This is a genomic window from Desulfurococcus mucosus DSM 2162, from assembly GCF_000186365.1.
In the GTDB taxonomy this organism is placed as follows: domain Archaea; phylum Thermoproteota; class Thermoprotei_A; order Sulfolobales; family Desulfurococcaceae; genus Desulfurococcus; species Desulfurococcus mucosus.
Window position 1 is genome coordinate 139,376 of the sequence record NC_014961.1, and the last position, 21,769, is coordinate 161,144.

The 21,769-nt window shown below is 51.5% G+C and carries 22 protein-coding genes; 13 read left to right on the forward strand and 9 right to left on the reverse strand.

Annotated elements, in window-relative coordinates; translation table 11 throughout:
- Positions 1-19 precede the first annotated feature (19 nt).
- Positions 20-1,123, reverse strand: a complete 1,104-nt coding sequence (locus DESMU_RS00780; protein WP_013561689.1) for a polyprenyl synthetase family protein — start codon at positions 1,121-1,123, stop codon at positions 20-22.
- A 138-nt stretch (positions 1,124-1,261) separates the two neighbouring features.
- Between DESMU_RS00780 and DESMU_RS00785 the strand changes: the two genes are divergently transcribed.
- From DESMU_RS00785 to DESMU_RS00795, 3 genes are read left to right on the forward strand one after another with little or no spacing between them, the layout of a single operon-like run.
- Positions 1,262-1,936: an orotidine 5'-phosphate decarboxylase / HUMPS family protein gene (locus DESMU_RS00785; RefSeq protein WP_245526453.1), complete on the forward strand. Its 675-nt coding sequence runs from the start codon at positions 1,262-1,264 to the stop codon at positions 1,934-1,936.
- A 32-nt stretch (positions 1,937-1,968) separates the two neighbouring features.
- The gene (rnhB, locus tag DESMU_RS00790; RefSeq protein ID WP_013561691.1) at positions 1,969-2,736 is read left to right on the forward strand and encodes a ribonuclease HII; all 768 of its coding nucleotides are present in this window, start codon (positions 1,969-1,971) and stop codon (positions 2,734-2,736) included.
- Positions 2,702-3,862, forward strand: a complete 1,161-nt coding sequence (locus tag DESMU_RS00795; RefSeq protein WP_013561692.1) for an OBG GTPase family GTP-binding protein — start codon at positions 2,702-2,704, stop codon at positions 3,860-3,862. The genes rnhB and DESMU_RS00795 overlap by 35 nt, the downstream gene beginning before the upstream one ends.
- Before the next feature lie 233 nt (positions 3,863-4,095).
- On the opposite strand, the gene DESMU_RS00800 is transcribed toward DESMU_RS00795, so the two are convergent.
- Positions 4,096-4,434, reverse strand: coding sequence for a hypothetical protein (locus DESMU_RS00800; RefSeq protein WP_013561693.1), 339 nt, complete (start codon positions 4,432-4,434; stop codon positions 4,096-4,098).
- A 57-nt stretch (positions 4,435-4,491) separates the two neighbouring features.
- Here DESMU_RS00800 and DESMU_RS00805 point away from each other — a divergent pair, with 57 nt between their 5' ends.
- Genes DESMU_RS00805 through DESMU_RS00815 form a run of 3 tightly spaced genes read left to right on the forward strand, consistent with a single transcriptional unit; the run spans position 4,492 to position 6,697 of the window.
- Positions 4,492-4,899, forward strand: coding sequence for a hypothetical protein (locus tag DESMU_RS00805; protein WP_245526454.1), 408 nt, complete (start codon positions 4,492-4,494; stop codon positions 4,897-4,899).
- A 5-nt stretch (positions 4,900-4,904) separates the two neighbouring features.
- Entirely contained in the window at positions 4,905-6,269 is a 1,365-nt protein-coding gene (gene glmM / locus DESMU_RS00810; RefSeq protein ID WP_048078635.1) for a phosphoglucosamine mutase, read from the forward strand.
- Complete coding sequence (locus tag DESMU_RS00815; protein WP_048078634.1) at positions 6,269-6,697, forward strand: Trm112 family protein; 429 nt, start codon at positions 6,269-6,271, stop codon at positions 6,695-6,697. Before glmM ends, DESMU_RS00815 begins: the two co-directional genes overlap by 1 nt.
- Here the strand turns inward: DESMU_RS00815 and DESMU_RS00820 are convergent.
- From DESMU_RS00820 to arcC, 4 genes are all read right to left on the reverse strand, one after another.
- Entirely contained in the window at positions 6,679-8,067 is a 1,389-nt protein-coding gene (locus DESMU_RS00820) for an amidohydrolase family protein (RefSeq protein ID WP_013561697.1), read from the reverse strand. The two genes, DESMU_RS00815 and DESMU_RS00820, sit on opposite strands and share 19 nt — an antisense overlap.
- Positions 8,068-8,159: 92 nt before the next feature.
- Positions 8,160-10,517, reverse strand: a complete 2,358-nt coding sequence (locus DESMU_RS00825; RefSeq protein WP_245526455.1) for a plasma-membrane proton-efflux P-type ATPase — start codon at positions 10,515-10,517, stop codon at positions 8,160-8,162.
- 49 nt (positions 10,518-10,566) lie between these two features.
- Positions 10,567-11,460, reverse strand: coding sequence for a DMT family transporter (locus DESMU_RS00830; protein WP_013561699.1), 894 nt, complete (start codon positions 11,458-11,460; stop codon positions 10,567-10,569).
- Positions 11,461-11,550: 90 nt separating this feature from the next.
- Positions 11,551-12,555: a carbamate kinase gene (gene arcC, locus DESMU_RS00835; protein WP_245526456.1), complete on the reverse strand. Its 1,005-nt coding sequence runs from the start codon at positions 12,553-12,555 to the stop codon at positions 11,551-11,553.
- 148 nt (positions 12,556-12,703) lie between these two features.
- On the opposite strand from arcC, the gene sufC reads away from it, so the two are divergent.
- From sufC to DESMU_RS00850, 3 genes are read left to right on the forward strand one after another with little or no spacing between them, the layout of a single operon-like run.
- On the forward strand, positions 12,704-13,438 hold the full coding sequence (gene sufC, locus DESMU_RS00840; RefSeq protein ID WP_013561701.1) for a Fe-S cluster assembly ATPase SufC: 735 nt from the start codon (positions 12,704-12,706) through the stop codon (positions 13,436-13,438).
- 5 nt (positions 13,439-13,443) lie between these two features.
- On the forward strand, positions 13,444-14,850 hold the full coding sequence (gene sufB / locus DESMU_RS00845; RefSeq protein WP_013561702.1) for a Fe-S cluster assembly protein SufB: 1,407 nt from the start codon (positions 13,444-13,446) through the stop codon (positions 14,848-14,850).
- Positions 14,850-15,857 (forward strand): SufD family Fe-S cluster assembly protein, encoded by a 1,008-nt coding sequence (locus DESMU_RS00850; protein ID WP_013561703.1) that lies wholly within the window; start codon positions 14,850-14,852, stop codon positions 15,855-15,857. The genes sufB and DESMU_RS00850 overlap by 1 nt, the downstream gene beginning before the upstream one ends.
- A gap of 4 nt (positions 15,858-15,861) precedes the next feature.
- On the opposite strand, the gene DESMU_RS00855 is transcribed toward DESMU_RS00850, so the two are convergent.
- Complete coding sequence (locus DESMU_RS00855; RefSeq protein ID WP_013561704.1) at positions 15,862-16,089, reverse strand: hypothetical protein; 228 nt, start codon at positions 16,087-16,089, stop codon at positions 15,862-15,864.
- A gap of 223 nt (positions 16,090-16,312) precedes the next feature.
- Between DESMU_RS00855 and DESMU_RS07140 the strand changes: the two genes are divergently transcribed.
- The 3 genes from DESMU_RS07140 to DESMU_RS00870 all read left to right on the forward strand — a co-directional run bounded on the left by DESMU_RS07140 (position 16,313) and on the right by DESMU_RS00870 (position 18,457).
- On the forward strand, positions 16,313-16,492 hold the full coding sequence (locus tag DESMU_RS07140; protein WP_048078627.1) for a hypothetical protein: 180 nt from the start codon (positions 16,313-16,315) through the stop codon (positions 16,490-16,492).
- 421 nt (positions 16,493-16,913) lie between these two features.
- Positions 16,914-17,282 (forward strand): adenosylmethionine decarboxylase, encoded by a 369-nt coding sequence (gene speD, locus DESMU_RS00865; RefSeq protein WP_013561705.1) that lies wholly within the window; start codon positions 16,914-16,916, stop codon positions 17,280-17,282.
- A 23-nt stretch (positions 17,283-17,305) separates the two neighbouring features.
- Positions 17,306-18,457, forward strand: coding sequence for an NAD(P)/FAD-dependent oxidoreductase (locus tag DESMU_RS00870; RefSeq protein WP_245526457.1), 1,152 nt, complete (start codon positions 17,306-17,308; stop codon positions 18,455-18,457).
- Between the two features lie 4 nt (positions 18,458-18,461).
- On the opposite strand, the gene DESMU_RS00875 is transcribed toward DESMU_RS00870, so the two are convergent.
- Positions 18,462-19,751: a glutamine synthetase family protein gene (locus DESMU_RS00875; protein WP_013561707.1), complete on the reverse strand. Its 1,290-nt coding sequence runs from the start codon at positions 19,749-19,751 to the stop codon at positions 18,462-18,464.
- A 92-nt stretch (positions 19,752-19,843) separates the two neighbouring features.
- Between DESMU_RS00875 and DESMU_RS00880 the strand changes: the two genes are divergently transcribed.
- Entirely contained in the window at positions 19,844-20,302 is a 459-nt protein-coding gene (locus DESMU_RS00880; protein ID WP_013561708.1) for an Lrp/AsnC family transcriptional regulator, read from the forward strand.
- 13 nt (positions 20,303-20,315) lie between these two features.
- On the opposite strand, the gene gltA is transcribed toward DESMU_RS00880, so the two are convergent.
- Entirely contained in the window at positions 20,316-21,767 is a 1,452-nt protein-coding gene (gene gltA / locus DESMU_RS00885) for an NADPH-dependent glutamate synthase (RefSeq protein WP_013561709.1), read from the reverse strand.
- Positions 21,768-21,769 lie beyond the last annotated feature (2 nt).

Genomic DNA, 21,769 nt, shown 5'->3' on the forward strand with positions numbered 1-21,769 from the left:
CCCGGTTATGGATGCTGTCCTATTTCTCCCTGTAGGCTAGTTTCACCAGTAGCCACTTCAAGACATCTGCCGCCTGCTTACTCATCTCCCTGGAGTCCTCTAGGACCTTCGCGGCTTCATCAACATACCTCCTTATGAGCATCTCACTATACTCTAGGCTCCCGGTTTCGCGGACGACATCCTGCACGTACTTCACGTGGTCGAGTGTTACATCTGTTCCAGGAGCATCGTATATTTCACTCAGCCTCCTCTTAACCTCCTCGCTACCCAACTCGTATGCCTTCACCACGAGGAGGGTTTTCTTCCTCTCTTTTACATCGCTACCAACGGGCTTACCTGTTTGCCTTGGGTCACCGTAGAGGCCTATGATGTCGTCTCTTAACTGGAATGCTATTCCAGCTGGGATCGCGTAGGAGGATAGTTCCCCGAGTAGCCTCTCATTATACTTGCCTGAGGCTATCGCCCCCATGTGTAGGGGTAGCTCGATGGTGTAGGAAGCGGTCTTGAGCCTGTGTACGAGGAGGACGTCTCTCTCTGAGACCTCGTGTAGCGACCTATATGAGAAGAGCACGTCTAGGTACTGTCCATACGCCACCTTCCTCAATCCCGCTGCATAGGTCCCCAGTAGCTTACTGAGCACTTCCCCGTTAATCCCTGCTCTCGACACGTATTCAACTGCTGTGGCCTCGAGGAAGTCGCCCACGGTTATAGCCTGGGAGTCACCGTAATGGGTGCAATCACCCGTCTTGAACTCCCTTATACACTTGTCCCTGAACCACGAGTGCACTGTTGGGCCGCCTCGCCGTATCTCATCCCTATCCATTACGTCGTCATGTACCAGTAGGTAGCTTTGAAGCAACTCGATACCGGTCATCAGGCTGGTGATTAGCGATGGATCCCCGCTCCCCCACTCCTTACTCCAGTAGCCTACTAATGTTAGGAATGCTCTCAGCCTCTTCCCGCCTCTCAGGGTATAGTCTGATGCAATCTCAACTGCGTCGAGAGTTAAAGGCGAGATAGATGAAGCCTCCTCCCTGATCCTGGAGAAAACGGCTCTCAGATTATCCTCAACTATTCTCACAGCGTAGTTGAGTAGCTCACTGTAATCAATTCCTTGACTCATGGGTACACCCTGCCTGGCTAGGGAGGCGGCGCAGTAATGGTTGCTGCGCCACCGAGCTAACTAGCTCAGTGGAAACCTAATAAATCTTTCCGCCGCAACCCGGTGGTCGAGCTAACCTATTTATCTCCGGATGAGGATATGGGTACAATCGTGGTGGCCATGGATAGGATACTTCAGGTCGCATTAGATCTCACTAAGCTGCCGGAGGCAGTCGAGATAGCAACGAAGATAGCTTCTCACACGTCATGTAGGAACATATGGCTTGAAGTCGGGACACCCCTGCTGAAAGCGTGGGGTCTCATAGCTGTTAAAGCCGTGAAGAATCTGTCAAACTGCTTCGTAGTAGTCGATACAAAGACCATGGATGTACCGGCTATAGAAGGCGGCATGCTCCTCGACGCCGGTGGCGACGCGTTCACAGTGCTCGGTGTCGCCGACGATGATGTGGTTAAAGAGGCTGTTGAGACTGCTAGAGCACGGGGTAAGCTCGTGGTGGCGGATCTAATAAGCCACCCCGACCCGCTTAAGAGGGCTGTGGAGCTCGACCGGCTCGGTGTAGACGTCGTCCTCTACCATGTGGGGATAAGTGTTCAGAGATCGAGAAGGGTGACAGTAGCCCAGTTGCTCAGGGAGATAGAAGGCTTGAGGAGGAATGTATCGGCTAGGATAGCTGTAGCCGGAGGAATAAAGCCCGGCGATGTGAAAGGATTGATCGCTAGTGGTGCAGACATAGTTGTGGTGGGCGGGGCTATAACGAAGGCCGAGAACCCTGTGCAAGTAGTCGAAAGGATTCTCGAGGAGATGAACACGTAGCATAGCAATGTGCGCTAGCAGGGTTCCCTAAGGTGTCGGCCGGGGACACTATCGAGATAGGTGTAGACGAGGCTGGCAGGGGCCCCTTCGTAGGGGACATGGTTATAGTTGGAGTAATAGGTCCGAGTAGGGTTTTTGAATCCCTGGTTTCAATAGGCTTAAAGGATAGCAAGGCGCTGGAGCCTGTGGCTCGGCGAGAGCTATTCTGGGAGATACTCTCAAGCAACGTGGATATAGTGGCATGGCTCGTCAGCCCGTTCACCATAGACAGGGGGAACATGAATGAGCTCGAGTACATTAGGATATGCAGGATACTCAAACTCCTCTCCTATAGTCGCCTAGCGAGATCGAAGCCGGGTAACTCCTTGAGAATATATGTTGACGAGGTGAAAGGCTATGGTGAAAGTGTCAGGGAGTGCGCCATGAGGATCTACGGGGAGCACGTGGAGGTAGTCATGGAGCCTGAAGCCGATGCAAGATACCCCGCTGTTTCAGCTGCCAGTGTGATCGCGAAAGTGATCAGGGATAGAAACATTGATGTCCTCGGGAAGATCACCGGTGGGCTGGGCTCAGGATACCCCAGTGACCCGGCATCCAGGGCATGGCTTGCAACAATCTATGGGAGGTGGGATAAGCCCCCGGTATTCATTAGGAGGAGCTGGGGCATAGTGAGGGATATTGCACCGGGTTGGCATATAGTTAAGCATGTGAAGCATGGTAGGAGAAGGAGTAGGTCGCTGCTGGACTTCATGGAGGGGAGCAGGCATGGTGACGAATCTACCGGCAGAGGCCAAGGCTAAATGGATTAAAGTCATGGAGGCGAAGACTCCGGAGGAGAAGATAAGGGCTCTCGAAGACTTTCTCTCCAGTGTGCCGAAACATAAGGGTACGGAGAAACTGAGGCTCTGGGCTACTAGGAGGCTGGCAGAGCTCAGAGATGAGATCGAGGAGAGGAGGAAGAAGAAGACCGGGCGTGGCGCCGTCTTTTTCGTTGAGAAAGAGGGGGATGTCCAGGTGGTAGTGCTGGGTCCCCCGAACACGGGTAAAAGCATGCTTGTAAACAAGTTGACCGGTGCTAGAACGGTTATCGCGGATTACCCGTTCTCCACAACGCAACCCGTTCCAGGGATGCTGAAGTATGAGGACATATATATTCAGCTAATTGATACCCCGCCGTTGAGCAGAGGGAGTGGTTTAATAAACAAGATCATAGGTCTCGCCAGGAACGCCGATGGTCTCCTCATAGTGCTGGATGCTACGCGCGACATAATAGCGGATTTCGAGGAGTTGCGCGGCCTCCTCGAGGACTCAGGTGTCGTACTCTCAAAGCCCCTTGGGAGAGTGGTCATCGAGGCATATAGGAGTGGGCGCCAAGGGATACGTTTCACACTGATGGGTAAGCTGCTTAACGCGACGCTTGACGATGTACGTAGGTTGCTCGAGGAATATAGGATCCATAATGCCCATGTGAAAATATATGGAGAAGTCACATTGGATGATGTAGAGCAGGCTTTATTCGAGAACACGACTTACAAGCCCTCCGTCGTGTTTGTAAATAAGGTTGACCTCGTCAGCGGGGTTGACGAGGTAGTCAAGGTGCTCGGTGAGAAAAGCGGTCTACCCGTAATAGCTGGATCAGCGTTCACAGGCTTAGGCCTTAACAAGGTGGGTGAAGCTTTGTTCACGCAGCTTGAGCTGATACGGGTCTACACTAAGTCCCCTAACACGGATCCATCCAGTAAACCCCTCGTACTCAGGAAGGGTGCCACTATAAGGGATGTGGCTGAGAGTATTCACAGGGACTTCGTTAAGAACTTTGTGTATGCAAAGGTGTGGGGTAAATCTGTCCACTATCCCGGTGAGAGGGTGGGGCTAGAACATGTCGTCGAGGATGGCGATATAGTTGAGATACATATACGTGGATAAACTTCTTCCAGCCCTAAAGGAAACGCCTTCGAGGGATTCACTGGTTCCCAGCATTTGTTCGGGTTTACATCTGTCATCTGCGGGGCAGTCGGGGTGGGCCAACCCTGAAGGCAGTCGCCGGGGTTGGGAATCCCCACAGGTCACGGAGGAAACTCTGTCTTCACCCCGGTTCCCGCGCACCGTATTTAAGCCCTTCAGCCCCGCCTTGTAAGGCAGGGTTCTCGGTTGTAGCTCTACATGTCGGAGCCCCGTGGGTGTTCATCCTCGCATACTTTGACCGGTATACCTAGCTTCCTTAATACTCTTGAAAGAGGATTCAATGAACCTCTTTGATCGCAGATGTATGCTTCTGAAGGCGTGTAGACAGCTATTATGCGTAGAGACTCCTCCTCAGGATTCCCCCTGTTAAACACCACTATCTCAAGGTGCCTCATGCTCCCCAGCATGTTTGAGACGCGGAGAAGCCTAATGGTCTCAGCATCGGTAACTAGGATCCTGCAGCCTTCCACTACGGCCTCTTCTATGAACCTTCCTACGGCTTCATCAAGCTTCCTAAGGGATAATACAAGCATCTCTGTCGTCCCTTAGGGAGTCATAGAGGGCTCAATGTTTTTATATTCAGCAGGTTAATGTATCTACTTAGGGTTCGCTGCGGCATCATCAGGGTGCATGGAATGATAAGTGATTTAGCCGAGTTTCTCAGGCGACACGGCTTCAAGGTTATCGCATACAGGGATGCTTTAAGGGTTCCCGACGAGGAGTTACCCATATATCTCGAGGTAAAGCTCGACGCGGGAAAAATCTATACTGCGATAGGTTTCACCGAAGAGCTTAGGGAAATCCTCGAGGAGAAGGCTTCGGGTGGTGAGAGTATCGAGGACATAGTGGAGGACGCTTTAAGCCGTTTAAACACATGTGCCCTCCTAGTCAAGAAGTGGGCTGATGAAAGAAGGCTTGTGACGATATTCAGGCTTAGAGAGGGGAGCGTTGAGCTCATGGATCTCCTGGAGGAGTTAAGGGAGGAAATGGAGGGGTAATGGAGTTGGGCAGGCTCTTTGGAACAGATGGTGTAAGAGGCGTAGTAAACGAGGAACTTAACCCCGAGCTAGTGGTGAGGCTGGGCCTAGCCATAGGCTCCTTCTTCGACAAGGGCTCCAGGATCCTTGTGGCAATGGATTCCAGGGCGGGCGGCGAGCTCATTAAGAACATTGTGGCAGGAGCATTGATGTCAACAGGCGTCAAGGTGTATGATGCAGGGCTCGCTCCGACGCCAGCCCTACAGTACGCTGTCAAATCCAACGGCTTCGACGGTGGCGTAATGGTGACGGCAAGCCATAACCCGCCAGAGTACAATGGGATAAAGGTGATCGGGTCCCACGGGATAGAAGTCGACAGGGATGAGGAGGAAGCCATCGAGGAGTTGTACTGGGAGAACAGGTTCAGGAGGGTTAGCTGGAGGGAGCTGTCTCACCATGTAGAAAAGTATCCCCTGGTAATCGAAGAATATGTGAAAGCCGTGGTAAGCCATGTTGACAGGGACTTGATCAAGAGCAGGAACTATAGGTTGCTGGTGGATCCAGCTAACAGCGTGGGCTCGCTGACCACGCCATTGATAGCGAGAGAGCTCGGCGTGAAACCCATTGTCGTTAATGGAACACTGGATCCCTTGTTCTCGGGGAGGCTGCCGGAGCCCACCGTGGAGAACCTTGCCGAGACATCTAAGCTTGTAAGGGAGGTAGGCGTTGCATTGGGTGTGGCTCACGACGCCGACGCGGATAGAGTCATAATGATCGATGAAAAAGGTGTCGTGCACTGGGGTGATCGCACGGCAGCCCTTCTGGCGAGATACCTTAGGGAGAAAGGGTTGAAAGGCAGGGTTTACACAGCTGTATCATCCAGTGTAATCGTGGAGGAAGTGCTGAGACCATTGAACATTGATGTGGTCTGGCTCAAGGTCGGCAGTGTTGACATAGCTCACACTATGAGAAGAAACGGAGACGCCCTATGCGGATTCGAGGAAAACGGCGGCTTCATGTATCCTCCACACCAATATGTTCGCGACGGTGGGATGACAACTGCGCTCTTCCTGGAAATGCTCGCCACCTACGGTGTACCGGCGTCGCAGTTATTCGAATCATTACCCAAGTATCATACCGTGAAGAAGAAGTATAAGATGAGCAGGGAGAGCGCTCTCGCAGTCGTCGAGAAGGTAAAGGAGGCATTCAGGAACGAGCGGTTGATAACCATAGACGGCGTTAAAGTGGTGTCTTCGGACTACTGGCTACTAGTCCGTCCAAGTGGAACCGAGCCGTTGCTTCGCGTAATGATAGAGGCTAAAACAATTGAACGCCTCGACGAGGTGTCCCAACTAGTGGATTCACTAATCAGTGAGGTGACTGGTAGGTGATGAGGTACTGGGGCCTCGACGTCCTGGTTTGCGTGCACTGTAAACACCACCCGTTAGAGCTCACGGTCATAGAGTCCGAGGAGCAGAGCATAGACGTCGAGAAGGTTGAGGCCCCTGTGTGTAAGGAATACTGCGGGTACCTAAGGGAGAAGATAGACAGGAATAAGGCTTATCCTTGCCGTGAATGCCTCAGGAAAGGCATCAGGACAGGCGTACTATATTGCCCTAACTGTGGGAGATGGTACCCTATAAAGAACGGCGTGGTATACATGCTAACTGATAACAGGAGGAACCCTGAAAGAGACAGGGAGTTTCTAAGAATGTTCAAGGATAGAATACCTGGACGCATTCTGGAGCACGGGAAGCCCGTTAATCTTCATGGAGTTGAGGAAGGAGGGGAAAAACAAGGTTATCTCGGGCATAAATAATCCAGCTGGTATCTACCCTTCTCCATGAGCCTATCCCATAGTCTTTCAACAACCCTATGCACGTACTCTACAGCCTTTTCCTCGTCAACCCTGGTTAGCTTCCTGTTTCTCACAATGATCCTGCCGTCAACTATGACGGTGTCAACATCCCTGCTACTAAACGAGTTGACTATGTGGCCCATCACGGTCTGCGAGTTGACCGGTGTGGACGGGGCCTCAGGCCTTAATACAACTAGGTCTGCCTTCTTGCCTACCTCAATGCTGCCGAGCTCCCCTTCGACATGGAACATTCTGGCAACATTCACTGTTGACATCTCGAACACCTGTAGCGGGGTGAGGACCCTTGGATCCCTGTTCCAGAGCTTGTGGATCAAGTATGTTGCCCGCATATTCTCGAACTGGTCGAAGACGTAGCCGTCGTTCCCTATCCCCACGTTTACTCCAAGCCTGAGCATTTCTGGTACCCTGGCTACGCCGACGGCGTTCAACATGTTGCTCAACGGGTTATGGGCCACGTGTACCCCGGTCTCCTTTATTATGTGGAGTTCGTCCTCCGTGATGTTCACGGCATGTACTAGGTGCACGTTGCTCCCTAGGAAACCAAGCTTCTTCATCCTCTCCACGGGCCTCAATCCGTATCTCTCTATGTTGTGGTAGACGTCGACTAATCCCTCCGCGGTGTGAATGGCTATGAGTGCCCCGTACTTTCCAGCCGTTTCATGAGCGAGCTTGAAGAGCTCGTCTGTAACAGTGAAGCTTGCGTGGAGGTATATTGCACCCTTAACTAACCTGCCTGGATCCCTGTTGTTCTTCACGATGAACCTCTCATTCTCCCTGAGGCCCCTCACACCTTCCTCGAGACTCCTCCTCTGTGTTGCTTCGAAGGACACTATCCCCCTTATCCCCACCTCGTTAACTCCTTTCTCAATGTAATCCAGGACCCCGTCTATCGCGTTAGGGCTGCTTATATTGTCGAAGAAGTTGGTTACCCCTGACTTCGCGAACAGGATTGAGCCTATGAGGGCTGAGGCATATGCATCCTCATAGGTTAACTCTACGTCGAGGGCCCACCATATCCTCTGAAGGTTTTGCTGGAAGTCTGTTGGAGGCTCTATTTTCGAGAACCAGGGGCTCCCGGTTAGGAGTAGCCCGTAGAAGTGGGTGTGTGCACACATCAGTCCCGGTGTTACGACTCTGCCACGTCCATTAATGGTTTCTTCCCCAGTGTACTTACTGGTTCCGTCGCCTACTCCTACATCTATGATGCGTCCATCTCGCACAGCTATGTATCCGTGATCTATGATGCGTCGCTCACTATTCATTGTAACGATCAATGCGTCGGATATTAGTATGTCGACTTTCTCCCTCAAGGACACCCCCTTCAAGATCTCTAGGCGGCGTCCAGGATAATAAATGATATGCGCGGGCTCCAAACCACTCTATTCGTCTATCCCTGGAACAGCTAGCTGTACTTAAACAGCTTGAACACCGCGATCTTCACTGCATCCGTTAAAATCAATGTCACGGCAACCGTGTACACGAATGCAATGAGGATCACTGGTGGTGGAATCGGCTGGATAATCCACCCCTTCCATGCGATAATGGTACCGGCGAGGATGTCAGTGGTTAAAGCAATAGTCATCACCTTACTCGGTTTACTATGCCAGAACCACCCGGTTTCACGGAAGTTCAAGATGTTGAATAAACCAGATGTCAGTAAGGTGTAGAACACAAAGGTTCTCGCCTGTTCTAGCTGCAATGACAGCACGTGTAGCCCTAGGTAGAGAGCCAGGAATAGCTCAGCTATCTTTACAAGTCCAAGTATCACTGATACCTTGACCAGTCTCCTTACATTCCATTTCTCCGGTTTACTGCTTGGCCTCAGCCGATCCGTGCTTATGGAGAGGGTTACGAAGTCGTAGAGGAACAACATGAGGATCATGTGCGTCGGCGTCAGGATGGGTGCACCTAGGAGAAGCGTGGATGCCGACACGAAGTATACTACTTGGAATGTTTTAACGATCTTGTTTATAGCCCATACAACGATCCTCCGGTAAACCACTCTCCCCAATCTTATCACGTCAACTATGTTCCCGAGTCCAGGCTTCGTCAACACTACTGATGCAACGGATTTAGCGATGTCGGTTGCATTGCTGACTGCTACACCCAGATCCGCCTGTTTCAATGCGGGTGCATCATTGACGCCGTCACCCGTCATTCCCACTACTTTACCCTTGCTTTGGTAAAGTCGCACGATCTCATATTTGTCCTCTGGGACTACCTCGGCGAAAACGCCCGCCGAGTCCAGGAGGTCTGCGAGCTCCTCTCGGGGCACGCCTTTCAAAGATACGACTCTACCCTCTATCCCCACTGAGCGTGCTATGCTTTTAGCTACATAGTAGTTGTCGCCTGTCACCATGACTGGTTTAACACCCATGCTTTTTATCTCTTCAATGAACCTTTGGGAGTCTTCTCTGGGCTTATCGTAGATCCCTATTAAGCCGATGACCCTGAGTGAGCCGTTCTCTTCAACTCCCACAGCTAGAGGTCTCATACCCCTGTCGCCCAGGGTTCTGACGGCTTCGTTGAACCTCTCGCGATCCAGAGTCGTGTCGACATCCACTAGAACCTGTGGTGCACCCTTAACGGCCTTGAGGATCCTGCCACCCATTGACACTAATGCTTCACTCCTCTTGCTCTCCGGGCTGAAGGGCTTGAACTCCATTACGCTCACACTGCCAAGATCCACGCCCAGCTCCCCGGCTTTTTCCAGGATGGCCTTGTCTATGGGGTCTCTTCCATCGGGCTCAGATGCCAGTGCAGCGTAAAGAATCACGTCGTGCTCAGTGAACCCTTCCCTCAGGGGAATAATGTCTTTAACCACCAGTTTGTTCTCGGTTATAGTGCCCGTCTTATCAAGGCATATGACCTCCATCATGGATGCGGCTTCAACGGCTTCCAACCTCCTAACTATGACTCCAGCTCTCGCCAACTCAACGCTGCCGAGAGCCAGGGTTATAGTCGTCATGGCTGGAAGGGCTATAGGTATGGAGGCTATGAGGAGGGTGAGGGTGAAGGGGAGTGCATCCACAACTGGTGTTTGAGTGATGAGTAGTCTTACTACTACTAGGACTACGAAGAATACGTCTACAGCTAGGAGCCATCTGGTTATGCTACTGGTTATCTCCTCGATCAGCAGCCTTGGTTTCCCGGCTTCAACGAGCTCCACTGTCCTACCATACCTGGTTCTAGGGCCTGTCGCAGTGATTCTTATGATGGCTTCACCACGGGCAACAGCTGTTCCAGCATACACGGGGTCACCGGGGTTTTTCTCAACCGGCATTGATTCACCGGTTAGGGTTGATTCATCAACTAGTAGGTGGCCCTCGAGGACTACTCCATCAGCAGGAATAATATCTCCGAGTCTAACCTTCACTACATCGCCTGGGACTATGTACTCCGAGGGGATGTCACGCCATTCCCCGTCACGCAGGGCCTTCACCACTATTTTAAGCCTGGACTTAAGCATTTCGACAGCCTTTCCAGCGCGTTGCTCGTGGAGTACCCCGATGAAAGCGTTGAGGAGCAGTAGGAGTATCATTATTGCTGCATCAATGTATCTTCCAAGGATAAACGATATCACTGCAGCAGCCTCAATCGTGTATGCTGTCAAGCCCTGAAGCTTCTTCACGAAGATCTTTAGAGTGCTTTCCTTCTTCTCTGGTACAGTGTTGAACCCATATATTCTCAGCTTTTCCTCGACTTCACTGGAAGAGAGACCTGTGAGTCCCCGCATTTTCAACAGCCTTCGTAATGACACATGGTTCCTGGATGCGGGAGCCACCTAATATTGATTCCCTTGGAGAAGGCTAACCGGCGTCGGCGAGTCTCTTTTCCTCATGGGAAAGCTCTGTAGCAGAGGCTAGATATGTGGAGGCCACTATTAGACCCCCTCCAACGAGTTTATAGGGTTCCGGTTCTTCAAGCCCCATTATCAACGAGAAGAACAGGGCGAAGACGGGTTCGAGAAGGAAGATTAATGCCGCTGTCAGAGGCGACACGTATCTCTGCCCCCACACCTGTAGAAAGGTTGCGCCAACAGTGCACGCTGCTGCCAGGTACGCTATGTAGACAAGCACCCTGAGGCTCACGCCCTCCGTGGAAGCCGATACGAGTGGATACATGAGTGCACCTGGAAGGAACATGCCGTAAAGTAGTTCCATGATGCTAGACGAATTGAAACGTGATACTAGGAGTATTTGGGCAGCCCACGCTATTGAGCCAAGGAAGACCAGTAGCACGCCTATAGTAAGCCCCCCGCTCGGCGAGGTAAGCACGTATAAGCCGGATACTGCGAGGAGAAGCGCGACTCCATCCATTACGCTATAGCTTTTCTTCACGAGTGCTATATAGACATGTACATGCACAGAGTTCAACCCGGTTATAAATGCACTGATGGATGGAGTAGTGTAGACTGTGCCAGCCGCCTGGAGGTATAGTCCAAGGAGATAGGCTACTCCAATGATCACACCTCTATACAGGCTCCCGGTGTGGATAACGCCTCTCGTAGCCTTCGCCAACAGTAGAGGTGTCAATAGGAGTATGGCCACGAGTGATCTTGTCGCAGCATATGTGAGGGGCTCTATATCCATCACGGATAGCTTGATAAATGGGAATGACGAACCCCAGAGCACCGTGGCTGCCACAAGGGACGCTATGCCCATTGCCTTTCCTCTGCCTTCTCGCATACTTGAGGCATCCATGGATTGCTTCACTCCTCTCGTTGCATGAATCGTGATGGAGGTAAGGAGGAAGATGGAGAAAAGAAGAGATGTCTTTGAAACAATCTATTGTTAATCAGGTATTATCCTTGTGCCGGCATTCCCCTTTAACGCATCATAAGCCTGCTTTAGATGGGCTATCACAGCCATCTTGCCGCCGTTCTGCACGAATCTCACACCTGCAAGTATTTTGGGACCCATGCTTCCAGGCTTGAAGTGGCCTTCCCTATAGTACTTTAATGCTTCGCTTACACGTAGCACGTCAAGAGGCTTCGCGTTCGGTGTACCGTAGTTGAGGTAGGCTTTCTCTACATCGGTCAATATAAGTAGGACGTCTGCCTCCAGCGCTGACGCCATTCTTTCAGCACCGAGATCCTTGTCTATCACAGCTTCAACACCGTGGAGTAAGCCGTCGTCCCCCCTGTACACTGGGATTCCTCCACCGCCGTCGGCTATCACTATGAATCCCTGTTCAACCAGGGTCTTGATAGCGTCTATCTCCACCTGCCCTATTGGATCCGGTGATGCAACCACCCTTCTATATCCTCCGCGTGGATCAGGCTTGAACACCCATCCAAGCTCCTTTGAGAGCTTTTCAGCCTCATCTTTCTCGTACCATGGTCCTATGTACTTCGTGGGATCCTTGAAGGCTGGGTCATTCCTGTCGACGAGTGTCTGCGTGATAACGGTGACGACTCCTTTCACCAGTGAGCCGAGTAGTTTCTTCTCGGCGAGCTTATTGTATAAGGCTTGCTGTAGCATGTAGCCGAGCCAGCCTTGGCTCATGGCGCCTGCCACGTCGAGGGGCATTGGCGGTATGTTCTTGTTCTTTAATCCAAGGCTCATCCACTCAGCTATTATGCCTACCTGCGGGCCGTTTCCATGCGTCACTACTACTCCATACTTCTCTTCAACCAGCCTAACTATGAGGTCTGCAGCCGTGTACGCGTTCCTCCAGTATTCCTCTGCTGTCCCTTTATCACCCTTTGTTTGGAATGCATTGCCGCCTAGCGCTATCACGATGGTGTCGGGTCTTGCATCGGTTTTCATGCTGGCTACCACCCTATGATTGGTCATATCATTATTTTATGGGGCATTTAAATATTGGGCCCCCGTCATCAGTACTCGGGTGGGATTATACCTTCATAAAAGTTTATTCGTTTAGGCAGGCAATCCCACTAATTTATAAGCCTTCGAAAACATTTACATAAACCAGGGTTGGGCGATGCTCGAGGCACGTGGCATCGTGGTGGAGGTTGACGGCAGAAGGGTGGTCAACGGCGTTGACGTGGAAGTCGCCGCTGGTAGGGTTGTTGCTTTAATGGGTCCCAATGGTAGTGGGAAAACATCCCTCGTGTATGCCTTAATGGGGCACCCAGCCTACAGGATCGTGGAAGGAAGTGTAATGATAGATGGAGTAGACTACACTCTGAAACCGGCTCACGAGCGGGCTCTCGCAGGCGTATTCCTGGTTTTCCAGAACCCTGTCGATCTCCCCGGGGTCACGTTAGAGGCGTTGATAAAGAGCTCCCTGAACAAGAGACTAGGTAAAGGCGATCTCTCGGGGAACATACCTGGGTTAAGTGAGAGAGTGAGGAGCGAGGCGAAGCTGATAGGTTTAAAGGAAGAGCTTCTCGCCAGGGATCTAAACGTGGGCTTCAGTGGCGGTGAGAAGAAGAGGAGTGAGATACTCCAGGCCAGAATACTTAGACCCAAGTACCTGATCCTCGATGAACCGGATAGCGGGCTCGATGTAGACGGCGTCCGAATAGTGGCGGACTATGTGAGGGAGGTAGTTGACTCTGGGGGAGGAGTCCTCCTGATAACACATAATCCAACCCTACTCAGATACGTGAACCCCGATATCATTCATGTGATGCATGGTGGAAGAATAGTGGTGAGCGGTGGAGTCGAGATCGCTGAGAGAATAGCGAGCGAGGGCTACAACTGGCTGAGGTGACATCCATGGCCGTTGAGCTCTCAAAGAGTCTGGAGCACGGTGAGATGGAGCCAGCAGAGTACAGGAAGGAGATCGAGTTAAAGGGTAGGATATCGAGAGACATAGTTGAGGAGATATCCAGGCTGAAGAAGGAGCCCGAGTGGATGAGGCTCCACAGGCTTAGGGCATTGGAGGAGTTCTATAGATTGCCTTCACCTAACTGGCTTCCATGGATCAGGAGCATAGACCTAGATGAAGTAGCCTCCTACTATGTTAAGCCTGAAACCACGGGGGCCAGCAGCTTCGAGGAGCTGCCGGATGAGATCAGGAGGATCTATGATGCACTGGGATTGCCTGAGGCGTACGCCAAGTACTTGGCTGGGCTCTCAACGGTTCTAGACAGCGAGAACGTCTACACAGTGATGAAGGATCTACTAAAGGAGCTTGGAGTAGTAATGGTGCCGATGGATGAAGCCGTCCAGAAATACCCTGACATGGTTAAGAAGTATTTTGGCCGGGTATTCCCCTACACCGACCACAAGTTTGCAGCACTGCATCACGCTTTATGGAGTGGTGGAGTATTCGTATATGTACCCAAGGGGGTTAGAGTACCCTACCCTGTTGAAGCATTCTTCTTCATAGGAAGCGAGCTTGAAGGACAGTTCGAGCACACGGTTGTCGTGGCTGATGAGGGCAGCGAGATAACATTCATAGAGGGGTGTAGTGCCCCGAGACTGAAGAAATTCAGCTTCCACGACGGCATGGTGGAGCTCTATGCTCACAAGGAGGCTAGGGTGAACTTTGTAACCGTGCAGAACTGGAGCAGGAACATAGTGAACTTCAATAATAAGAGGGGTATCGCCGAGGAGAATGCTGTGATAGAGTGGATTGAGGGAAGCATCGGTAGCAAGGTGACGGTTACGTATCCAACAACTATTTTAAAGGGCCGTGGCGCAAGGACTGCAAGCACCGTGATCGGCATCAGCAATGGAGATACAGTGAAGGACACTGGTTCAAAGGTTATTCATGCAGCACCATCCACCAGTAGCAGGATAGTCTCGAAGAGCATCAGTGGCAGGGGAGGGGTAAACGTCTACAGGGGGCTGATACAGGTTAACAAGGGCGCAAGTAACTCGAAAAGCTACACGCAGTGCGACAGCCTCATACTAGATGAGAAGAGTTCAAGCAGTACGTACCCGATTATACATGTAATGGAGGAGGATGCAGATATAGGGCATGAAGCAACAACTATCAGGGTGACCGATGACCAGCTCTTCTACCTGGCGTCAAGGGGGTTGAGTGAAAAGGAGGCGCTTTCGCTTATAGTGTTAGGCTTCGTAAAGGACATATTCCCCCGGTTACCCTTTGAGTACGTGGCAATGCTATCTAAGGTGATACAGCTAGAGTTCAGGGAGCTGGGGGGAGTCGGGTGATGCAGCTGCAGACAGGGGACTCGCCAACCATCAAGAGATACATTGATAAATCCGTCATCGAGGAGCTGGCTAGGAGGATCCTTGCTCGGGAAGCCTCCCTTAACACTATTTTGACCATAGAGGGCTCCATGTCTGAGACCAAGATATACGACCCTGCTTCGAGTACAGCAGTATTCGAGTCACTCCCCAGCCCACTGAAACCCCCCGCGGTATACAGGGTTAAATCGTTAGGCGGGGAGTCGGAGATAGCTGTAACCGGGTTCAGAGAGGACTCATTGAACATAGGCTACATCGAGTTGATCCTGGATAAGGCCGGCATCACCGTTCTAAGGATTCAGGAGAGCAGGGGATCCAGGTTCACCGGCTTAAGGATCATTGTTGCAGACGGCGTCAGCCACGAGGTGGTGATACTCTATGAATCCCTCAGGGATGCCGTCGACCTGAGCGAGATAAAGGTGGAGCAGGGGGATTCAAGCAGGTTGACGCTTACGGCTTTCTTCAAGCCGGGCTCACTAATGCATGTAGTCGCGGAATCTAGGTCTGGGAAGGGCTCAGCACTGAGTAAGACCATGATCATTGATGCTGCATCGGGGTCACGGGTAGAGCTTGAAGACTCATCCAGGATTAACACACCTGGAAGCAGTGTTGAATCATACATTAAGGCGCGTCTCGGAGGAGGCTCCATTGCAGCACTGCGTGGCAAGGGGGTGGTTGCAAGGGGTGCCGTCGATTCCAAAGTGGTCTACGGTATAGAATCCTTGATCACCGATACTGAGAGCAAGGTGTACATGCATCCCTTCTTAGAGATAAATACCAATAGGGTTGCTGAGGCCAGGCACTACGCTAGAAACTACATCATAACACTTGACAAGGTATTCTACATGGGTACCCGCGGCCTAGACCCTGGAGAAGCCACCATGCTGCTGATACGGGGCTTCATGACCATGGGCCTGAGTGGAAAAGCCAGGGAGATTATTGCTGAGAGAATAGCATCTAAGGGTCCATAGGCCATCACTGTTTCCTCTTAAACAAGTATACTACTTCCTCACCGTTGACAACGGATACCTCCACCTTGTAGCCGTATTTATCCCCCAGCATCTCGGCTAATGCACGTGGTATTATATTAGACCTGGTTTTAACTTCCAGCTCACCGACTCCCTCCTTTAAGACAGCTATGAGCCTGGATAAAGGGTTGTCACTACAGCCACCGCCCTCGGATAAGTCCAGGCGTAGGCTCATCTATCGTGTCCCCCAGCTCATAATGCATGCAGAATCCCTCCTTATATATGGGTGCTAGCGAAGCGTTCCCCCTTCACGGTGCATTTAGTTACTTCTAGGTGTTTCTAGTTCTGGTAGAGGGGTTAGCTCTCTATGCGGGTTCACCAGCTTTGTCCACACTTCATGGAGCCCGGTCGAGCCCAACGCCACGGGGCTTCCGTCTGAGGAGAAGCGCCTTAAACCGATGTTTACAGTCCCAATAACATCTCTATCCAGGGTTAAACCGTTCTCTAGCCCAGCTAGCCTTAGACGTATCAGGCTTGTTGAAAACGAGTATAGGAGGTTGAAGTGCACGGGCTGCGGCTTCGAAGCCGACAGGGACACGGTTGCTGCCCTACAAAGGAGGCTGGGGTTGGTTGAATAGACGGCTAAAATAATGCAAACAAATTACTATTCAAATGTTTATAAGCACGCCTATTGATACAACTATAACGACCCCTAAAGGGGGGACCTGCATGTCAAAGAAGGGTAAGGCTAAGAAGGAAGAGCAGAAGAAAGAGGAGCAGAAGAAGTAGTTTATCTCTGCTCTCCAATACCCTGGCTCACACCTTAAGATCACGCTTTTTTACCCCTGGTTTTTCACCCCGGGGCACATGCCCCGTGGGATGTTCCTTCATGATATAGTCGCCGGGGGCTCGTCAATACATCTCTCTATAAGGTTCTCGCTGGGATTGAATTCTCTGTGACTGAGAATACATGATAGTGCCATGTGAACGAGGGGTAGGTGGGGGCAAGATTTATAAATGGGGAGTGGGGGGAATTATTATTGAAGGGGAGGGGTTGAGATGGAAGCGCTTACCACCAAGAAGGTTATCGGTAAGCATGTTTACGGGGAGCTTTACGAGTGCGATCCAGAGATATTGATGGATATGGAAAAACTCATCAATATAGTTGAGAAAGCAGCTGAGATCGGCGGGTTCACACTACTGGATGTCAAAGCATGGAAGATCAACCCCGGGGTAAGCGTTGTAGGCATAGTTCTCGAGAGCCATATAAGTATCCATACGTGGCCCGAGTATTCTTTTGCAACAGTCGATGTTTACACATGTGGCGTGAAAGGGGATCCAGTGAAGGCCTTCAAGTACATAGTGCATGCTTTGAAAGCCAGGAGGCACACCCTGAAGGTTGCCAGCAGGGATTACGAGGATAACTAATGGTTAAAGCAGATGTATGCATAGTGGGGGCTGGACCAGCAGGGCTCTCCGTTGCAAGCCATCTCAAGCTCAGAGACGCAGTGGTTATCGAGGAGCATGGAAAGCCAGGGATACCGAAGCACTGTAGTGGGCTTGTCGGTGTTGAGACAGCGCGGCTGATAGAGAAATATGTTGGTAGAGTCGTTGATTCATCATACAACACAGTCTACTTCAACGCGTTCGGCAGGCTCTACAAGGTCTCATATAGGGATGACTTCGTGTTCCATGTTAACAGGCCCCTGCTGGAGGAAAAACTGTCCTCACTCGTCGAGAGGAAGGGACATAGAGTTAGCTATGGTGTTGTTGCAAGGCCCAGAGGAGTGGACTCTATACTAGCAGGGGGAGTAGAGTTCAAGTGTAATACACTGCTCATCGCTGAGGGTGCAGTGGGAAGATTTAGACGATTTTTTGTAAACCCCTATTCTGGGTTTATTATTGGAATCCAGTCCTTGTTTAGAGTTAGAAATATAGAGATGGATTCGATATATATTTACTACTCAGAATTCACACCTGGCTTCTTCTCCTGGATTATACCGTTGGACCAGGATACAGCACTCATCGGTGGAGGCTTCACTAGAGTTGACGCAGGCCTCGTGGAGAAAGCTACTAGGCGAGTGGTTGAGGCTTACGGAGTGAGGCTCGGCGGCGTCGTCGAGAGGTTCGGCGGCATTATACCGATGCAACGCCCTATTCCAGACCCGGTTATCGCCGGGAAAGCGGTTTTCCACGGAGACAGCGTGCCATTGATCAAGCCGTACACCGGCGGTGGACTACACTACATCTTCAAGCTCTCAGAGAGGCTTGCCAGGCACATTGATGAGGGAGACATAGCAGGGTACAGAGGGGTGTACTCCAAGAGTATACGTGGCCTCCTGCTGGAACACCAGGTTGTCAGCATACTCAGGTCGACCCTGATCGAGCTACCCGTGCCCTTCGTAGCCGGCTTAAACAAGTTGAACCTTTTCAAACCCCCCGACTACGACAAACACCACCTGTTACTAGTGAAATCCGTGCCCCTCATGCTCACCGGTTTACTCCCGTTCCTAGCCGGGGCCACCCGGCTGGAACAGGGTGCCCAGGAATCAATGGAAGGCCACGTGAAACTCCATGTAGAGGAGGTTAGAGAAGCAGGGTGAACCATTAAACCAAGTGCTCTAAGTCCACGTAGTCTGCCACGCTCGGTATGCTACGGTTCCTCCTGGCCTCCCTGAGCTTTAGCTCGGCATAGTACTCCAGCATGTCGCGTGGGAATAAGGGCTTCAAGTACTCGTGGTCGCTGAGGAGGCTTTCCACGGCTTCCTCGAGACTCCTAGGGAGCCTGCTCGAGGTGGATGGCTTATCATACATGTTGTAGTCTACGGGGCTTCCTGGATCAGTCTTTTTCCTCAATCCATCTAGCCCTGCTAGCAGTATCGCTGAAATCCCCAGGTACGGGTTCATCGAGGCGTCAGGGGTTCTAACCTCTATCCTCCCACCGTTGAGGGGCACTCTTACCATGGTGGAGCGGTTTCCAATACCCCACGATATGTATACGGGTGCCTCGAAGCCCTCTATGAGCCTCCTGAAGCTGTTAACGGATGGATTCGTGAAAGCCGTCAGGCTCCTAGCATGGTCTAGTATTCCCCCGATGAAGTATCTCCCGGCATCGGTTAGCTCGCCTCCATCAAAGAAGATGTTTCTATCCCCAATCCACATGCTTACATGTATGTGGAGCCCACTACCGTAATCGTCTGCGAAGGGTTTAGGCATGAAGACCCCGTTGAAGCCATGAGTGTTCAGCACTCTTTTTACCGAGGCTACCGACAACAGTATGCTGTCCCCGAGGCCAAGGGGGTCGCGGTGGCTAAGCGATAACTCGTATTGGTTCAGGAACCCGTTCTCCCTGTGGATCTTCGACACGCTTATACCATTGTTACCGAGAACCCTGATGACATCTGATAGAGCCTCCTCAACCTCCAGCGGTATCTCTGAGACATAATGGCTCTTCACAACCTGGCCTGCGACACCCCCCTTTGATGCGCTCACAAGCAAGCCCTGTCTTCTTCTACCAAGGTAGAATCCAACTTTCCCGGTGATATAGAACTCCAGCTCGCATCCCGCCCTGAAGACATAGCCGTTCTCCCATGCTTTCTCCACTGTTTTACCCGCAATGGAACGGGGATCCCATGGGTGGGGTTCACCAGTGTGGGTCACGATTCTCCCCGTGGTCATGTAGCCTCCATTGAAGCTCGACAAATCCACTATGGTTGAGGACGCTGGCTCCACGAAGAGGTCGCTTCTCTCTATGCGACCGTATCCAGGTATGCTGGAGCCATCGATGCCTGCTCTAATTCCTTCAAGGGTCTCTGGGACCCCGTCAACTGCTATGGAGACCTGTCTATGTACGCCGGCTATATCTGTGAACAATATGTGTAACACGTTCCCGGTCATGTTCCCACGGGAAGCGTGGATTCTCTGGATACATTTTTAAATTGATTCGAGGATAAATGTAAAACATCCATACCTGTTGCAGGGGTACATGTATGAGTTACGTGAAGATGGATGAGCTAGACAGAGAGGTATTGAAAGCCTTACAGGAGGATAGCCGGCAATCCCTCAGGTCTATTGCCGAGAGGCTCGGTAGGCCTGTTTCAACAGTGCATGAGAGAGTTAGGAGACTCATCGATAAAGGCGTTTTGAAGGGTTTCACAGTGCTCGTGGACTACGGGAGGCTCGGCTACACTGTGAAAGCACTTATATTGATGAATGTTGACGGCAAGCATATAATAGATGTCGAGAGACATGTATCCCAGCACCCGAATGTATTAGTGGTCTACGACATAACAGGGGAATTCGATGTCGCAGTCATAGCAGTCTTCAAGGAGATACGTGAACTAGACGAGTTCATAAAATGGATACTGCAGAACCCATATGTGAAGCAGACACGTACAAGCATAGTCTTCAGGACGATCAAAGAAAGCATTCACCTACCTTTAAAGTAGCCTTCTAAAAGCCCTAGTTCTCGGCTTCGAAGTCATGGGGCTTTATCTCGGGTGGCCACTCACCTGTCTTAAGGTATTCGTCAATGGATCTAGCCGCCTTCCATCCATCACCCATAGCCTTGACGACTGTCGACTCGCCTCTTATTGCATCGCCTCCGGCGAAGACGCCTTTAACGGTTGTCCGGTATTTCTCGTCGACTACTATGGTTCCCTTCTCAGTGAGCTTTAACTCAGGTATATCCTTGAAGAGTATTCTATTCGGCGTCTGCCCTATCGCTATGATCACAGCATCCACCTCCAGCTCGAACTCGCTGCCAGGGATAGGGATAGGCCTTGGACGCCCGTCTCTACCCGGCTCACCCAGCCTCATTTTGATGAGACGCACTGCTTTTACCCGCCCTTTGTCGTCGCATACGAATTCAACGGGGGAGACCAGGAACATGAATTTAACGCCTTCCTCTTCAGCGTTCTCAACTTCTTCCTGCCTAGCCGTCATAAGCTCCTTGGTTCTCCTGTAGAGGACGTACACCTCTCTAGAGCCGAGTCTCAGTGCACTCCTCGCGGCATCCATTGCTGTGTTCCCGCCACCAATGACGGCCACTCTGTTCGGTTTTTTAATCGGCGTATCGTACTCGGGGAATAGGTAGGCCTTCATAAGGTTCACCCTTGTAAGGAACTCGTTCGCCGAGTAAATGTTGAGGCAGTTGACTCCAGGTATGTTCAGGAAGTTCGGTGTTCCAGCCCCTGTACCGAGGAAGACAGCATCGTACTCCGTGAGGAGGTCTCTTAGACTCAGGGTCTTCCCCACCACTACATCGGTTAGTATTTCGACACCTATCTTCGACAAGTATTCCAGCTCGTAGCGGACTATCTCCTTCGGAAGCCTGAACTCGGGTATACCGTATACTAACACGCCGCCCGGCTCGTGGAGGGCCTCGAATACCCGTACCTCGTGACCCATTTTCCTCAGCTCGGCTGCAGCTGTCAACCCTGCGGGTCCCGAGCCTACTATTGCGATCTTCTTCCCCGTGGATGGAGGTATCTTCACCTCTGGGCGTATTCCATGTTTCCTCGCGTAATCCGCTACGAATCTCTCTAGTTTGCCGATGTTGATCCTGTCCCCTATCCTACCCATGATGCAGTTTCTCTCGCACTGCTCCTCCTGCGGGCAGACTCTCCCCGTGATACCTGGGAGAGGATTGGTCTCCATGATGATCTCTAGTGCACCTTTAACATCTCCCTCCCTGAGCTTCCTTAGGAAACCCGGTATGTTAACGTGCACTGGGCATCCTTTGACACATGGTGCGAAGTTTAAGGGGCATTGGAGGCATCTCGATGCTTCTTCCATTGCCTGCTCCAGGGTGTATCCTAACACTACCTCGTTGAAATCCCTTATCCTCTCCGCAGGCTCTCTCCTCGGCACTGGTACACGCTTCTTCTTTACACGGGAGCCCCCTGTAGACATCC

What these genes read in the sequence shown, in the direction of transcription:
- DESMU_RS00780 (WP_013561689.1), bottom strand. Translation starts at nt 1,123, where the DNA reads ATGAGTCAAGGAATTGATTACAGTGAGCTACTCAACTACGCTGTGAGA.
- DESMU_RS00785 (WP_245526453.1), top strand. Translation starts at nt 1,262, where the DNA reads ATGGGTACAATCGTGGTGGCCATGGATAGGATACTTCAGGTCGCATTA.
- DESMU_RS00795 (WP_013561692.1), top strand. Translation starts at nt 2,702, where the DNA reads ATGGTGACGAATCTACCGGCAGAGGCCAAGGCTAAATGGATTAAAGTC.
- DESMU_RS00800 (WP_013561693.1), bottom strand. Translation starts at nt 4,434, where the DNA reads ATGCTTGTATTATCCCTTAGGAAGCTTGATGAAGCCGTAGGAAGGTTC.
- DESMU_RS00805 (WP_245526454.1), top strand. Translation starts at nt 4,492, where the DNA reads ATGTATCTACTTAGGGTTCGCTGCGGCATCATCAGGGTGCATGGAATG.
- DESMU_RS00815 (WP_048078634.1), top strand. Translation starts at nt 6,269, where the DNA reads ATGAGGTACTGGGGCCTCGACGTCCTGGTTTGCGTGCACTGTAAACAC.
- DESMU_RS00830 (WP_013561699.1), bottom strand. Translation starts at nt 11,460, where the DNA reads ATGGATGCCTCAAGTATGCGAGAAGGCAGAGGAAAGGCAATGGGCATA.
- arcC (WP_245526456.1), bottom strand. Translation starts at nt 12,555, where the DNA reads ATGACCAATCATAGGGTGGTAGCCAGCATGAAAACCGATGCAAGACCC.
- sufC (WP_013561701.1), top strand. Translation starts at nt 12,704, where the DNA reads ATGCTCGAGGCACGTGGCATCGTGGTGGAGGTTGACGGCAGAAGGGTG.
- sufB (WP_013561702.1), top strand. Translation starts at nt 13,444, where the DNA reads ATGGCCGTTGAGCTCTCAAAGAGTCTGGAGCACGGTGAGATGGAGCCA.
- DESMU_RS00850 (WP_013561703.1), top strand. Translation starts at nt 14,850, where the DNA reads ATGCAGCTGCAGACAGGGGACTCGCCAACCATCAAGAGATACATTGAT.
- DESMU_RS00855 (WP_013561704.1), bottom strand. Translation starts at nt 16,089, where the DNA reads ATGAGCCTACGCCTGGACTTATCCGAGGGCGGTGGCTGTAGTGACAAC.
- DESMU_RS07140 (WP_048078627.1), top strand. Translation starts at nt 16,313, where the DNA reads ATGTTTACAGTCCCAATAACATCTCTATCCAGGGTTAAACCGTTCTCT.
- speD (WP_013561705.1), top strand. Translation starts at nt 16,914, where the DNA reads ATGGAAGCGCTTACCACCAAGAAGGTTATCGGTAAGCATGTTTACGGG.
- DESMU_RS00875 (WP_013561707.1), bottom strand. Translation starts at nt 19,751, where the DNA reads ATGACCGGGAACGTGTTACACATATTGTTCACAGATATAGCCGGCGTA.
- DESMU_RS00880 (WP_013561708.1), top strand. Translation starts at nt 19,844, where the DNA reads ATGAGTTACGTGAAGATGGATGAGCTAGACAGAGAGGTATTGAAAGCC.
- gltA (WP_013561709.1), bottom strand. Translation starts at nt 21,767, where the DNA reads ATGTCTACAGGGGGCTCCCGTGTAAAGAAGAAGCGTGTACCAGTGCCG.